Genomic DNA, 13,247 nt, shown 5'->3' with positions numbered 1-13,247 from the left:
GCGCCGCCGGGCTGTCGGCGTTCTTTTCGTGACTCTTATCGTGACCGGCTCGTCAGAACTCTTCCTGGAGGTGGAGCGTGAGTGAACCGCGGTCCGCACCGACGGTCGGTCAGGTCGTCCTCGGCCGCCGCCTGTTGGACCTGAGGGAACGCGCCGGGATGAAGCGCGAGGAGGCCGCGCGCATTCTCCGCGTCGCCCCCGCCACGGTCCGCCGTATGGAGATGGCCGAGGTCGCGCTCAAAATCCCGTACCTGCAACTGCTCCTCAAGGCCTACGGAATCTCGGACGAGGAGGCCGAGGCCTTCGTCCGGCTGGCCGAGGACGCCAACCGGCCCGGCTGGTGGCAGCGTTTCCACGACATCCTGCCCGGCTGGTTCTCGATGTACGTGAGCCTGGAGGGAGCGGCCAGCGTCATCCGCAGCTACGAGCCCCATTTCGTCCCCGGGCTGCTGCAGACCGAGGACTACGCGCGCGCGGTGCTGCGGTCGGGCGCCATCGGCCAGACCCGGCCCGACGACATCGAGCGCCATGTCGCCCTGCGCATGCAGCGCCAGGACCTGCTCACCCGCGAGGACGCGCCCCGGCTGTGGGTCGTGATGGACGAGACCGCGCTGCGGCGCCCGGCCGGCGGCCCGGAGGTGATGCGGGCCCAGATCGACAAACTGCTCGACGCCACGCAGCTGCCCCACGTGACACTCCAGGTCGCCCCCTTCGCCAACGGGCCGCACCCGGGCACGTACGGGCCGTTCGTGCTGTTCCGGTTCGCCATGCCCGAACTGCCGGACATGGTCTACAGCGAGTACCTGACCGGCGCGGTCTATCTCGACGCGCGCGCCGAAGTGGCCACCCACCTCGAGGTCATGGACCGCATGGCGGCTCAGGCCGCTACGGCACATCGCACGAAGGAGATCCTCCGGGATCTCCGCAAGGAGCTGTGAATGGATCGCATCAAGCCGCGCAAACACGTCTACAACGGCATGCCCGCGCGTGACTTGGGCAGCGAAGGCTGGCACAAGCCGTGGAGCGGCGGGAACGGAGGCAACTGCCTGGAGGCGATGAAACTCGCCGACGGCCGGATCGCCCTGCGTCAGTCCACCGACCCGGACGGCCCGGCGCTGATCTACACCACCGACGAGATGACGGCCTTCATCGAGGGGGCGAAGTCGGGGCAGGCGGACTTCCTGCTGTCCTGACCGACCGCCGCTGTTCTCGCGGTCGCGTTGTTCCCGTCCAGCCGTCGATTCCGCTCAACTTCCTTACATTGGTGTTGCATTGACCGCCCCCTGTGCCTTACGGAGTGCCTCATGACCGGGCAGAACCCCATGCCGGCCGTCCAGATCGACACCACCAGACCCCATCCCGCGCGGATGTACGACTGGTACCTCGGCGGCAAGGACAACTACCCGGTCGACGAGGAGATGGGCCGGCAGATGCTCACCCTCGACCCCCGGGTGCCGGTGATGGCGCGGGTCAACCGCGCGTTCATGCACCGCGCCACACGCTGGCTGGCGCGCAACGGCGTACGGCAGTTCCTGGACATCGGCACCGGCATCCCGACCCAGCCCAACCTCCACCAGGTCGCCCAGGAGACCGCGCCCGGAGCCCGGGTCGTGTACTGCGACAACGACCCCATCGTCCTGGCCCACGCGGCGGCGCTGCTGCGCGGCGCGGACGAGGGCGCGACCGAGTACCTCCAGGCCGACGTGCGCGACCCGGACGCCATCCTGGAGGGCGCGAGGAAGATCCTGGACTTCGGCCACCCCGTCGCCCTGTCGCTGATCGCGCTGCTGCACTTCGTCTCCGACGAGGAGGGCGCCCACGACCTGGTCCGCCGGCTGCTCGCCGAACTGCCCTCCGGCAGCTACCTGGTGATGACCCACGCGACCGCCGACTTCACCCCCGAGGAGTCCGAGGCGGCCACCGAGAAACTGCGCGCCGCGGGCGTCACGCTGGCCCTGCGCTCCCGTGCGGAGTTCACCCGCTTCTTCGACGGCCTCGACCTCGTCGAGCCCGGCGTCGAGGTGCCCCACCGCTGGCACCCCGAGCTGGGCGAGCCCGTGCCCGGACAGGACGACGGGGTCATCCCCGGGTACGGGGCGATCGGGCGCAAGGCCTAGGCGCTGCGGAGGACTCCCAGGGGCCCCGCCTCGGGTCGGTCACGGCGGCGGCAGCGCACCGCACAGCGCCTCCAGGGCCGGCCCGTAGGCATGCTCGGAGGGGGTCGCGTACCCCACGACCAGCCCGTCGCCCGCCGGCATGTCCGTCTCCGGATGCCGGAACGCGGCGAGGCCGTCGAGGGCGACGCCCTGCCAGGCGGCGGCCTTGACCGCCGACGCCTCGGTGCCGGGCGGCAGCCGCAGCACCGCGTGCAGTCCGGCCGCGATGCCGGTGGCCACGACGTGCGGCGCGTGCTCGGCGAGCGCCGCGACGAGCCGGTCCCGGCGGCCGCGGTAGCGCTGCCGCATCCGCCGCACATGCCGGTCGTACGCCCCCGAGCCGATGAAGTCCGCCAGGCTCACCTGGTCGAGGACGCTCGCCCACGCCTCGCGCTCGCCCTTGACGTCCAGTACGGCACCGACGAACCGCTCCGGGAGCACCATCCAGCCCAGCCGCACCGCCGGCGACAGGCTCTTGCTCACCGAGCCGATGTGGATCACGTGCTCCGGGTCGAGCCCCTGGACGGCGCCGACCGGCCTGCGGTCGTAGCGGAACTCGCCGTCGTAGTCGTCCTCCAGGACCAGCCCGCCCCGCGCGCGTGCCCAGTCGATCACGGCGGCCCGGCGCACGGGGTGCAGCGGACCACCGGTCGGGAACTGGTGCGCCGGCGTGAGCAGGACCGCCCGCTCGCGCCCCAACCGGTCCACCCGGGCGCCGTGTTCGTCGAGGGGGAGCGGCACGGTCCGCACTCCGGCCGCGGTCAGGATCTCCCGGTGGAAACCCAGCCCGTACGCCTCCACCGCCAGCGGTCCGCGCAGGACGCCACCGCCGAACAGCAGCCGCAGCGCGTGCGCGAAACCGGAGCAGATCACGATCCGGTCCGGCGCGGTCCGCACGCCCCGGGCGCGTGCCAGGTACTCCGTGAGTGCCTCCCGCAGTTCGAGGCGCCCCGCGGGGTCGCCCGGCCCGAACACCTCGTGGGGCGCCTGCTGCAGGGCCCGCCGGTAGGAGGTCAGCCAGGCGGTGCGCGGGAAGGCCGAGGCGTCCGGGGTGCCCTGCGTCAGGTCGTGCCGGGGGCCACGCGCGCGTGCAGGGGCCTTCACGGGCACGCGGGCGGCCGGCCGCAACGGCTCCGCACGCTCCGCGACCCGCGTCCCCGAGCCCTGCCGTGCCGTCAGCCAACCCTCGGCGACGAGTTCCGCGTAGGCGTCCGCCACCGTGTTGCGGGCGACACCGAGGTCCGCCGCGAGCGAGCGGTACGGCGGCAGCCGGGTGCCCGGAGCGAGCCGCCCGCTGCGGACGGCCTCGCGCAGGGCCCGGATCAGCGCCGCCCGGCGGCCGCCCGGCCCGGTCAGCTCCAGATGCAGGTCGGACCCGATCCGCTCCGCCGCATTGACCCACGAATCCACCACGGAAATGCACCCTACAGCGGGTCTTTCCGGGCCGTAGGTTGAAGGACATGACGACGAACACGAGCACCGGCGGGACTCGAGCGGCCGCGAACCGGCTGAACTTCGGCACCTCGGCCCCCAAGGCCTTCCGGGCCCTCATCGCCTTCGACGCCGCCGCGCGCGAGGGAATCGACCACGCCCTCGTCGAACTGATCCAGATCCGCTCCTCGCACCTCAACCACTGTGCGTACTGCCTCCACATGCACACCGACGACGCCCGCAAGGCCGGCGAGAGCGAGGACCGGCTGCACATGGTCGCCGTGTGGCGCGAGGCCCGCCACTTCTTCAGCGAACGGGAGCAGGCGGCCCTCGCCCTCACGGACGCGCTGACCCTCGTCGCCGACGCCGGTGTCCCGGACGACGTCTACGCGCAGGCGGCCGCACGGTTCGACGAGCGGGAACTCGCCCAGGTCATCGCCCTGATCTGCACCATCAACACGTGGAACCGGGTGGCACTGTCGACGGCGAAAGTGGCGGGGACGGACGAGCGGTGAGGAGCCCTGCACGCGTCGCGGCGTCTCACACCGCCATGGGGCGGTCGTAGGGGCCGATCGGTGCCGGCAGTCTCGAACTGCCCGTCAGATGGCGGTCGACGGCAGCCGCCACCGCCCGTCCCTCGGCGATCGCCCACACGATGAGCGATTGCCCCCGGGCCGCGTCCCCCGCGGCGAACACCCCGGGCACGTTCGTGGCGAATCCGGAGTCCCGCGCGATCGTCCCACGGGGCTCCAGGGCCAGCCCCAGCTGGTCCACGAGCCCGTCCTCGCGGTCGGGCCCGGAGAAGCCGAGGGCGAGCAGCACGAGGTCGGCGGGGAGCGTCCGCCCGGTACCTTCCACCGGGCGGCGCCGCGCGTCCACCTCGACCAGGTGCAGCGACCGCACCCGCCCGTGCGCGTCACCGTCGAAGCGCAGCGTGGACGCCGCGAACAGCCGCGCGTCCGCGTGCGCGACCGGGGCGGTCCGCAGGTCCCGGGCCTCCTCATGGGCGGCGGACAGCCGGTAGACCCGCATCGGGTACGTCGGCCAGGGCTCGGCGTCCTCGTCGCGCTCCGCCTCCGGCAGCGCGTAGATGTCCAGCTGGGTCACCGACGCGGCACCCTCCCGGACCGCCGTCCCCAGGCAGTCCGCCCCGGTGTCGCCGCCGCCGACGATGACCACGTGCTTCCCCGCGGCCGACAGCGGAGACGTCTCCAGATCACCCTCGCGCACCCGGTTGGCCAGGGGCAGGTACTCCATCGCCTGGTGGATGCCCGTCAGCTCCCGCCCCGGCACGTGCAGTTCACGCCATGCGGTCGCCCCGGTCGCGAGCACCACGGCGTCGTACCGGGTCCGCAGTTCCTCGGCCCCGATGTCCCGTCCGATCGCGGTCGACGTCCTGAACTTCGTCCCCTCGGCCCGCATCTGCTCCAGCCGCCGCTCCAGATGGTGCTTCTCCATCTTGAACGCGGGGATGCCGTACCGCATCAGACCGCCGAGCCGGTCGTCCCTCTCGTACACGGCGACCGTGTGCCCGGCCCGCGTCAGCTGCTGGGCCGCAGCCAGCCCGGTCGGGCCCGAGCCGATCACCGCGACCGTCTTGCCGGACAGCCGTTCGGGCGGCCTCGGTGGTGCGAAACCCTCCTCCACGGCCCGGTCGGCGATCGCGCACTCGACGTTCTTGATGGTGACGGCCGGCTGGTTGATCGCCAGCACACACCCCGCCTCACACGGGGCCGGGCACAGGCGGCCGGTGAACTCCGGGAAGTTGTTCGTGGCGTGCAGCCGGTCCGAGGCCGCCCGCCAGTCCTCCCGGGAGACCAGGTCGTTCCACTCGGGGATCAGATTGCCCAGCGGACAGGCTTCGTGGCAGAAGGGGATGCCGCAGTCCATGCAACGGCCGGCCTGCTTGCTGATGATCGGCAGCAGCGCCCCGGGGACATAGACCTCGTCCCAGTCCCGCGCCCGTTCCTCGACCGGCCTGCGCGGCCAGTCCTGGCGCGGCGTGGTCATGAAACCCTTGGGATCGGCCATGGCCGTCTTCCTTGCGTGCGCGTGTGGCTTTTCGCCACGATACGTCCGCCTCCCGGCCGGTGCCCGTCGCGCGCGGGGCGGGCGGTGGCCCGGCCGCCGGGGTCAGGTGAGCGCCAGCACGTACGCCAGTGCCGCCCCGGCCGAGGCGGCCGTGCGGACGTGGTTCCACAGCGTCCATTCGCGCAGGTAGACCGGCCAGTACGCCGCCGCTTCCGGCGTGTCCGGATCGTGCCGGGCCAGCTCGTCGTTGCGCGGCACGTTCGCGACCATGGTCACCCCGAACGACCCGAACAGATACAGGGCGCTGCCCACCAGCAGCTCCACCGTCCCCTCGTCCGGCCACAGCACGAACGTCACCACCGCGATCACCGCGCACAGCGCGGCCGACCCGAGGAACACGGCCATGAACGGCGGAGTCACCGCGGCCACGTTGATCGCCTTCATCGCGGCGACCCCCTGCGCGGGCGGCAGCATGCCGAGGCCCCGCATGACGAAGGTCGAGAACCCGCAGAACACCCCGGCCACCAGGCCGGTCCCGAGCACACCCAGCACCGCCAGCACGAAGTACGGTCCGTCGATCATGTCCCTCTCCCACCCGTCGAGCCGGGATCTTGCCCGGCGCCCTTCCTCACCACAAGGGAAAGTCCGTACGAGCACCGTGACCATGGCCGAGCGGCGCGGCTCCATAAGCGGACGTCCAGGGCCCACAGGGCACCCGACCGTGTCCGGAGCCCAGCCCCCGCTGGTCGGCCGAACCGCTCACCCGTCGCCCGTCGCCCGTCGCCTGTTGCCTGTCGCCTGTCGCCCCTTTTCCGGAACGGTTGGGGCGGACGCGTGGCGGCGCCGCGCCCCGGGGACGTCACGTCACCCCGCGGAGCCGAGGCCCACCCCGGTCCATCCCCGCAGCACCGTCGTCACCGCCGCCGCGATCCGCCGCCGCGCCTCGTGTCGCGGCACGCCGCTCATCAGGAGCCGGTCGTACGGCGTGTCCAGGTGCCGTACGGACGCCACGACCGCCGAGGTCACCGCGCCCTCGGTCAGCGCACGCCCCGCCGCGCTGCGGCCCACCCGCCCGCTGCCCCGCTCCGAGGCGTGCAGGGCGATGGCCCGCGCCCGGTCGGCCGGGCACCCGGGGAAGAGCCGGAGTATCTCCGCGGTGAACGCCCGGGCGAACAGGGCGTCCTGAGCCGCCCGCCGCCGCGCGTCCCGCACCCGGCGCCGCCGTCTCGCCTCGGCGTCCGCGAGGCAGCGCTGCTCGGCGCGGGCCAGCGCCGCCTCCTCGACCAGGACGCCCTGCCGTTCGTAACGGCTCTTGCGCCGGTTGAACCGCACGACCACCGCCGACAGCCCGCTCTCCTCCCGCGATCTGCGCGTCAGCGCGGTGTCGCCGCTCGGCAGGAACACCAGATGGGCGAGGTCGGCGCAGTCGAGGCAGCGCGGGGCGCCGTCCTCGAGGACCAGCAGCGGCAGCGGCCCGCGTCGGCACTCGCCGCAGTGCCGCCGCTTGAGGGGCTGGAAGACGAGAAGCCCGGTGCGGGGCGGGAGCGAGGCGCGGGGGACCATGACCAGTTCATTCCCCGTGACGGCGGCGCGAAGTGCGCAGGAGGTGACGGATCCGGGCGATCCCGGCGCTTCGGGTGGTCCAGGCGGGTCCGAGTGGCACAGGCGATCCAAGTGATCCGTGCCGTCCGGGCACTCCAGCATGTCCGGCGATCCGAGGTGTCCGGCGGATCCGGGTGGTCCGGCGGTCCGAGGTGTCCGGCGGTTCGGGTGGTCCGGCGATCCGGGGTGTCGGCGGATCCGGGTGCTCTGGCGAAACACCTCCGGTCGCGGCCTTGACGCATCATGGGCCGTGTGCGACTCGAAGCGATCACCTGGGAACGGCTCGGCGACCGGCTCGCCGAGCGCCTGCTCGATCTGAAACCCGCCGACGGCAGCCCCTGGCCGCGCATCGCCTTCGACGGAGCCCCCGCCGCCCGCCCCGGGGACCTCGCCCACCGCGTCTCCGAGGCGCTGCGCATACGCGGCCGCTCCTCGCTCGTCGTGGGCACGGAGGGCTTTCTGCGCCCCGCCTCGGTGCGACTGGAGTACGGCCACCAGGACGTCGAGGCCTATTACAACGGCTGGTACGACACGGGCGCCCTGTGGCGCGAGGTGTTCGGCCCGCTCGAAGCCGAGGGCACCGGACGGGTGCTGCCCGACCTGTGGGACCCGGCCGCCGACCGCGCGACGCGCAGCCCCTACGTCGAACTCCCGCCCGGCGGAGTGCTGTTGCTGCACGGGCCCTTCCTCCTTCGGCACTGGTTCCCCTTCGATCTGAGCGTCCACGTCCTCCTCTCCCAGGGCGCCCTGCGCCGCCGCACACCCGAGGCCGAGCACTGGACCCTGACGGCCTTCGAGCGCTACCAGCACGAGACGGATCCGGTGGGGACGGCGGACGTCCTGGTGCGGGCCGACGATCCGCGCCATCCGGCGTGGGGCGGCTGAGGCGGGGCCGGTGCCCGACCGCCCTGTAAGGGCGCCACTTCCGTGTGCGGGCGTCCGGGGGCGCGGCGAGAATGAGGGGCGCCGGGACTCGCGGTGCGTCCAGCTCCGCGCCGGCCGTCCGGCACCGGGAGGTACCCCATGACCACCGCCGGAGACATCATGCACCGCGGTGCCCAGTGGATCCCCGCCCACGAGACACTCGACCGCGCCGCCCAGCTCATGCGCGAGCTGAACGTCGGAGCCCTGCCCATCAGCGACGAGAACGAGCGGCTCTGCGGCATCCTCACCGACCGCGACATCGTGGTCGGCTGCGTCGCCATGGGGCACGACCCCGCCACGATCACCGCGGGCGAGATGGCCAAGGGCACCCCCCGCTGGATCGACGCGGACGCCGATGTCGGCGAGGTGCTCCGCGAGATGCGCGAGCACCGGATCCGCCGGCTGCCCGTGATCCGGGACAAGCGACTGGTCGGCATGATCAGTGAGGCCGACCTCGCCCGGCATCTCGCGAAGGACCAGATCGCCTCCTGGGCGGAGAGCGTCTACTCCACCACCGCCATGCACTGAACGCCCCGCGACGCGCCGACCGCGCCGATCACCCCGCGGGCGGCCCGTGGTGCCGCACCGGCCCCGGCCGCGTCACAGCCAGCCGCTGCGCCGGAACCCCCGATACAGGGCGAGACAGGCGACGGATATGACGCCGATGACCATGCCGTAGCCGTACCGCCAGTGCAGCTCCGGCATGTGGTCGAAGTTCATGCCGTAGACCCCGCAGACCATCGTCGGCACGGCGACGATCGCGGCCCACGCGGTGATCTTCCGCATGTCCTCGTTCTGCGCGACCGTCACCTGCGCGAGGTGCGCCTGGAGGATCGAGTTGAGCAGTTCGTCGAAGGCGGCGATCTGCTCCTTCACCCGCAGCAGATGGTCCGAGACGTCGCGGAAGTACGCCTGTATCTCCGGATCGACCGCCCGGATCGGCCGAGTGGCGAGATCCTCCAGCGGCCGGCTGAGCGGCACCACCGCCCGCTTCAGTTCGAGCAGTTCACGCTTGAGCTGGTAGATGCGCCCCGGGTCGGTCCGCGCGCCGGACTCCGAGAAGACGTCCGTCTCGACCTGGTCGATGTCCGCCTGCACCGAGTCCGTGACCGTCAGGTAGTCGTCGACCACGTGGTCCGCGAGTGCGTGCAGGACCGCCGACGGGCCCTTGGAGAGCTGGCCGGGGTCGGACTCCAGCTCCTCGCGCAGCGGGCCCAGCGAGCCGTGCCGGCCGTGCCGCACCGTGATCACGAAGTCCGCGCCGACGAACACCATGATCTCGCCGGTGTTCACCACTTCGCTCGTGGCCGTCAGCTCCTCGTGCTCGACGTAACAGACCGTCTTGAACACGGCGAAGAGCGTCTCGCCGTAGCGCTCCAGCTTGGGGCGCTGGTGGGCCTCGATCGCGTCCTCGACGGCCAGCGGGTGCAGGTCGAAGAGCTCGGCGATGCCCGCGAACTCCTGGTCGGTGGGCTCGTGCAGACCGAGCCAGACGAAGCCCTCCCCGCTCTTGCGCACCCGCTGCACGGTGTCCACCAGATCGCCGCCCGCGGGGGTGCGGATGCCTTCCCGGTACGTCACGCAGTTCACCACGGAGGAGCCCAGCGGGGACCGGGCCGGGTGGCTCAGGTCGACGCGCGGGCGCCGCCGGGCCAGCCTGGCCACCTTGCGCAGGCCACCGACCCCGCCGAGGCTCGTGACCTTCCGCAGATTCCCTGCCATGGACATCCGGCTCTCCTTGCGTGGAACTTCTCGCGCCGTTCCTGCGCCTTGGCGCGACAGTCTGCCAGGACCGCGTGAGCTGCGGGTAAGCCTGTGGAAACGACTCGTTCCGCTTGGTTCCCGGCTGTGGACGAACCGCGCGCCGACGCCTCAGCTCCGCCGTTCTGCCCTATCGACGCACGCCCGGGCCGGGCCGGTTCTCCTTCAGGCCCGGGGATGGCGCTTCTCCGCCGCGGAAGCATCCCGCCGCGGTACTCAGCCGCCGGCCCGCCGCTGTTCCTGCTGCTGCGCCGGAGCGTCGACGAGCACGGATAAGTCGGACAACTGGGATGATCGCGGCATGACGCGAACCGACGGGCACCTCCTGGACAACCGGCAGACCGGGGCTGCGGAGCACTTCAGCGCCTTCGCCGCTCTCTTCGACCCCACGACGTTCCGGCACCTCGAAGCGCTCGGCATCGGATCCGGCTGGCGGTGCTGGGAGGTCGGCGCGGGCACCACCGTGGTGTCCTGGCTGGCCAAGAAGGTGGGGCCGACCGGCCGCGTCGTCGCGACCGACACCGACCCCTCGCGGCTCGCCGCCGCGGCCCGGCCCCCCGTCGAGGTGAGGGCCCACGACCTCGACGCGCAGGAGCCGCCGGGGGAGGGCTTCGACCTGGTGCACGCCCGCCTCGCCCTCGTCCACGTGACCGACCGGGAACGGGCGCTGCGATCCATGGTCAAGGCACTGCGTCCCGGCGGGCGCCTCCTCGTCGAGGACGCCGATCCCGCCCTGCAGCCCCTTCTCTGCCCCGACGAGTACGGGCCCGAGCAGCAGCTCGCGAACCGGTTGCGGCAGGGCTTCCGCCGACTGCTCGCCGACCACGGGACCGACCTGCCCTGCGGCCGCACCCTGCCGCGGCTGCTCCGGGACGCCGGGCTGACCGGGGTGCACGCCGACGCCTATTTCCCCCTCGCCTCCCCGGCCTGCGCGGCGCTGGAGTCCGTCACGATCCGCCAGATCCGCGACCAGCTCGTGACCGCCGGTCTCGCCACGGACCAGGACATCGACCGGCACCTGGAGAACGTCACGTCCGGTGCGCTCGACCTGACGACGGCACCGATGATCTCCGCGTGGGGGCGCAGGCAGTAGCCGCCGGTGCGCGATACCCGACGGCCTGAGGGGCCGCGCCTGCGTGCGGGGCGGCATCCCCGTGAGGCCGGGCAGTTGGGGCGGCGTGCATGTGAGCCGCTCGGACGGGGCGGCATCCCTGCCGGCGGGGCCGTCGGGGCGGCGTCCGTGCGAGCGGGGCGGTCAGGACGGCGTCCCTGTGAGCCGGGCGGTCGGGGCGGCGTCCGTCTGCCGGGCGCGGGCGCCCGAGCCCGGTCGGGTGACGTGCGGTCGGGTGAGGTGCGGTCTGTTGAGGTGCGGTCAGGTGAGGCGACCGGGCCGGTCCGGCCCGGTCGGTCTGCCGCCCACCCGCTCCACCGCTCGCGCGCCCGCCCGGCAGCCCTCCGCCGCGGCGTCCTCCGGCCCGGCACCCGCGAGCAGCGCGGCGAGGAACGCGCCGGTGAAGGCGTCACCGGCCCCCGTGGTGTCCCGAGGGGTCGCGGGCACGGCCGGAACGCGGGCGCTCACCTTCCCCTCACGAGCCACGAGTGCCCCCTCGTGACCCTGCTTGGCGACGACCAGCGGCACGCGCAGGCTCAGCTCGGCCGCCGCCTCGGCCGGGTCCGCCAGACCCGTCAGCAGGCAGGCCTCGTCCCGGCTCGGCAGCAGCACGTCCACTCCCTCGACGAGCGCCAGGAACCGCTTTGCACCCAGCTCCGCGAGGAAGCCGGCCGAAGCGGGGTCCATGCTCACCGGCACCCCACGCGCGCGTGCGGCGTCGAGGGCCACCGTCACCAGAGCCCGGCTCGGCTCGGAGAACAGCAGGTATCCCGAGAGGTGCAGCCGGGCCACGCCGTCGAGCAGCGCGTCCGACCAGTCGGTGGGTCCGAGCCGCACCGACGCACCGCCGTCGGTGAGGAACGTCCGCTCCGCCGAGGCGCCGCCGTCGACCATGCAGATCACCGTGCCGGTCGGCACCAGCGGGTCCACGACGAGCTGCGGACGCACCCCCTGGGCGACCAGCTCCCGTTCGTGCCAGGCCGCCGCATCCGTGCCGACCCGCCCGAGCAGCCGCACGTCCGCCGCTCCCTGCTGGGCCGCCCAGCACGCCACGTTGGCGCCCCCTCCGCCGGCCACGGTCCGGATCGAGGCGGCGGTGTCCGTACCGGGCGCGAGCGGCCCGGCGTGCCGCGCGACGACATCGGTGATGACGTCCCCGACGACCAGCAGCCCCCGCCGCACCGCCACGCCCGCGCCTCCCGGGGGCGTAATCATCCCCGGGCCCGGGCCCGGGCCGCCGCGATTCGTGCGGCCAGGCGTACGTTCCCCCGGACCGCGGCCAGGTTGGCGCTGAGGGAGGCACCGTCCGTGTGCCGCACCAGGTAGTCGAGCAGGAACGGTGTGACGGCCTGGCCGGTGACCCCCTCCTCCTCGCACGCGTGCAGCGCGTCCGCCAGCACGCGTGCGTGCAGCTGCGGATCGAGCTGCTCCTCCTCGGGGACGGGGTTGGCGACGATCAGCGCCGACTCCGGCCCGCCGAGTGCGTCCTGCGCCCGCATGACGGCCGCCACCTGCTCCGGCGTCTCCAGCGTCCAGTCCACCGGATGCCCGGAGTCGGAGAGATAGAAGCCGGGGAACCGGCCGGTGCCGTACCCGGCCACGGCGACCCCCAGCGTCTCCAGCCGCTGCAAGGTCGCCGGCACGTCCAGGATCGACTTCACCCCGGCGCACACCACCGTGATGCACGTACGCGCCAGCAGCCCCAGGTCGGCCGACTCGTCCTGCGTCACCGTCCACTCCCGGTGCACCCCGCCGAGCCCGCCCGTCGCGAAGACCCGCACACCCGCCAGCGCCGCCAGCAACGCCGTCGCCGACACCGTGGTCGCGCCGCTCGCCCCGGCCGCCACCGCGAGCGGCAGGTCACGGTGGCCGAGCTTGCGGATGCCGTCCTCGTTCGCGACCCGTTCCAGCTGCTCCTTGTCCAAGCCCACACAAGGACGCCCGTCCAGCACGGCGATCGTGGCGGGCACCGCGCCCTCCTGCCGGACGACCGCCTCCAGCTCCAGGGCCACCTGGAGGTTGCGCGGCCGGGGGAGACCGTGCGCGATGATCGTGGACTCCAGGGCGACGACGGGCCGGCCCGTGTCGATCGCCTCCCGCACTTCCTCGGACACCACCAGCACCACGCGCCTGCCTCCTGTCAGTCGGTCAGTCGTCTTCCCTCATCTCTGGCGAGCGGCGCACCGGGCCAAACCCTTGCGGGCCGCCGGAGTCGTCACGAGCCTGGGTAC

The 13,247-nt window shown here is 73.1% G+C and carries 14 protein-coding genes; 7 read left to right on the top strand and 7 right to left on the bottom strand.

Translation table 11 applies throughout. The features are described from left to right. The first annotated feature begins 77 nt into the window (after nucleotides 1-77). From ACFV20_RS21470 to ACFV20_RS21460, 3 genes are all read left to right on the top strand, one after another. Complete coding sequence (locus ACFV20_RS21470; protein ID WP_385658732.1) at nucleotides 78-938, top strand: helix-turn-helix transcriptional regulator; 861 nt, start codon at nucleotides 78-80, stop codon at nucleotides 936-938. Then, nucleotides 939-1,193: a DUF397 domain-containing protein gene (locus ACFV20_RS21465; RefSeq protein WP_234849799.1), complete on the top strand. Its 255-nt coding sequence runs from the start codon at nucleotides 939-941 to the stop codon at nucleotides 1,191-1,193. 111 nt (nucleotides 1,194-1,304) lie between these two features. Further along, on the top strand, nucleotides 1,305-2,117 hold the full coding sequence (locus ACFV20_RS21460) for an SAM-dependent methyltransferase (RefSeq protein ID WP_385658731.1): 813 nt from the start codon (nucleotides 1,305-1,307) through the stop codon (nucleotides 2,115-2,117). Between the two features lie 39 nt (nucleotides 2,118-2,156). Here ACFV20_RS21460 and ACFV20_RS21455 read toward each other — a convergent pair whose 3' ends face one another. Beyond that, on the bottom strand, nucleotides 2,157-3,569 hold the full coding sequence (locus ACFV20_RS21455; protein ID WP_385658729.1) for a PLP-dependent aminotransferase family protein: 1,413 nt from the start codon (nucleotides 3,567-3,569) through the stop codon (nucleotides 2,157-2,159). 47 nt (nucleotides 3,570-3,616) lie between these two features. Here ACFV20_RS21455 and ACFV20_RS21450 point away from each other — a divergent pair, with 47 nt between their 5' ends. After that, a complete protein-coding gene (locus ACFV20_RS21450; RefSeq protein ID WP_385658727.1) occupies nucleotides 3,617-4,102 on the top strand; it encodes a carboxymuconolactone decarboxylase family protein in 486 nt (161 codons plus the stop codon). A 25-nt stretch (nucleotides 4,103-4,127) separates the two neighbouring features. Here the strand turns inward: ACFV20_RS21450 and ACFV20_RS21445 are convergent, their stop codons facing one another. The 3 genes from ACFV20_RS21445 to ACFV20_RS21435 form a co-directional block, all read right to left on the bottom strand. After that, complete coding sequence (locus tag ACFV20_RS21445; RefSeq protein ID WP_385658726.1) at nucleotides 4,128-5,618, bottom strand: glutamate synthase subunit beta; 1,491 nt, start codon at nucleotides 5,616-5,618, stop codon at nucleotides 4,128-4,130. Nucleotides 5,619-5,720: 102 nt separating this feature from the next. After that, nucleotides 5,721-6,200, bottom strand: a complete 480-nt coding sequence (locus tag ACFV20_RS21440) for a DUF1772 domain-containing protein (RefSeq protein ID WP_385658724.1) — start codon at nucleotides 6,198-6,200, stop codon at nucleotides 5,721-5,723. 282 nt (nucleotides 6,201-6,482) lie between these two features. Next, complete coding sequence (locus ACFV20_RS21435) at nucleotides 6,483-7,181, bottom strand: DUF2293 domain-containing protein (RefSeq protein WP_385658722.1); 699 nt, start codon at nucleotides 7,179-7,181, stop codon at nucleotides 6,483-6,485. A gap of 282 nt (nucleotides 7,182-7,463) precedes the next feature. Between ACFV20_RS21435 and ACFV20_RS21430 the strand changes: the two genes are divergently transcribed. After that, entirely contained in the window at nucleotides 7,464-8,105 is a 642-nt protein-coding gene (locus ACFV20_RS21430) for a uridine kinase (RefSeq protein ID WP_385658721.1), read from the top strand. Between the two features lie 138 nt (nucleotides 8,106-8,243). Then, complete coding sequence (locus tag ACFV20_RS21425; protein ID WP_385658720.1) at nucleotides 8,244-8,672, top strand: CBS domain-containing protein; 429 nt, start codon at nucleotides 8,244-8,246, stop codon at nucleotides 8,670-8,672. 72 nt (nucleotides 8,673-8,744) lie between these two features. Here the strand turns inward: ACFV20_RS21425 and ACFV20_RS21420 are convergent, their stop codons facing one another. After that, complete coding sequence (locus ACFV20_RS21420) at nucleotides 8,745-9,872, bottom strand: magnesium and cobalt transport protein CorA (RefSeq protein WP_385658719.1); 1,128 nt, start codon at nucleotides 9,870-9,872, stop codon at nucleotides 8,745-8,747. Between the two features lie 334 nt (nucleotides 9,873-10,206). On the opposite strand from ACFV20_RS21420, the gene ACFV20_RS21415 reads away from it, so the two are divergent. Further along, nucleotides 10,207-10,998, top strand: coding sequence for a methyltransferase (locus ACFV20_RS21415; RefSeq protein WP_385658718.1), 792 nt, complete (start codon nucleotides 10,207-10,209; stop codon nucleotides 10,996-10,998). 279 nt (nucleotides 10,999-11,277) lie between these two features. Here the strand turns inward: ACFV20_RS21415 and ACFV20_RS21410 are convergent, their stop codons facing one another. After that, nucleotides 11,278-12,231, bottom strand: coding sequence for a carbohydrate kinase family protein (locus tag ACFV20_RS21410; RefSeq protein ID WP_385658716.1), 954 nt, complete (start codon nucleotides 12,229-12,231; stop codon nucleotides 11,278-11,280). Then, on the bottom strand, nucleotides 12,228-13,142 hold the full coding sequence (locus ACFV20_RS21405) for a pseudouridine-5'-phosphate glycosidase (RefSeq protein WP_385658715.1): 915 nt from the start codon (nucleotides 13,140-13,142) through the stop codon (nucleotides 12,228-12,230). The genes ACFV20_RS21410 and ACFV20_RS21405 overlap by 4 nt, the downstream gene beginning before the upstream one ends. Nucleotides 13,143-13,247 lie beyond the last annotated feature (105 nt).

The organism is Streptomyces sp. NPDC059696 (assembly GCF_042733745.1).
GTDB lineage: Bacteria > Actinomycetota > Actinomycetes > Streptomycetales > Streptomycetaceae > Streptomyces.
This window is presented reverse-complemented; position numbering and strand designations above follow the sequence as displayed.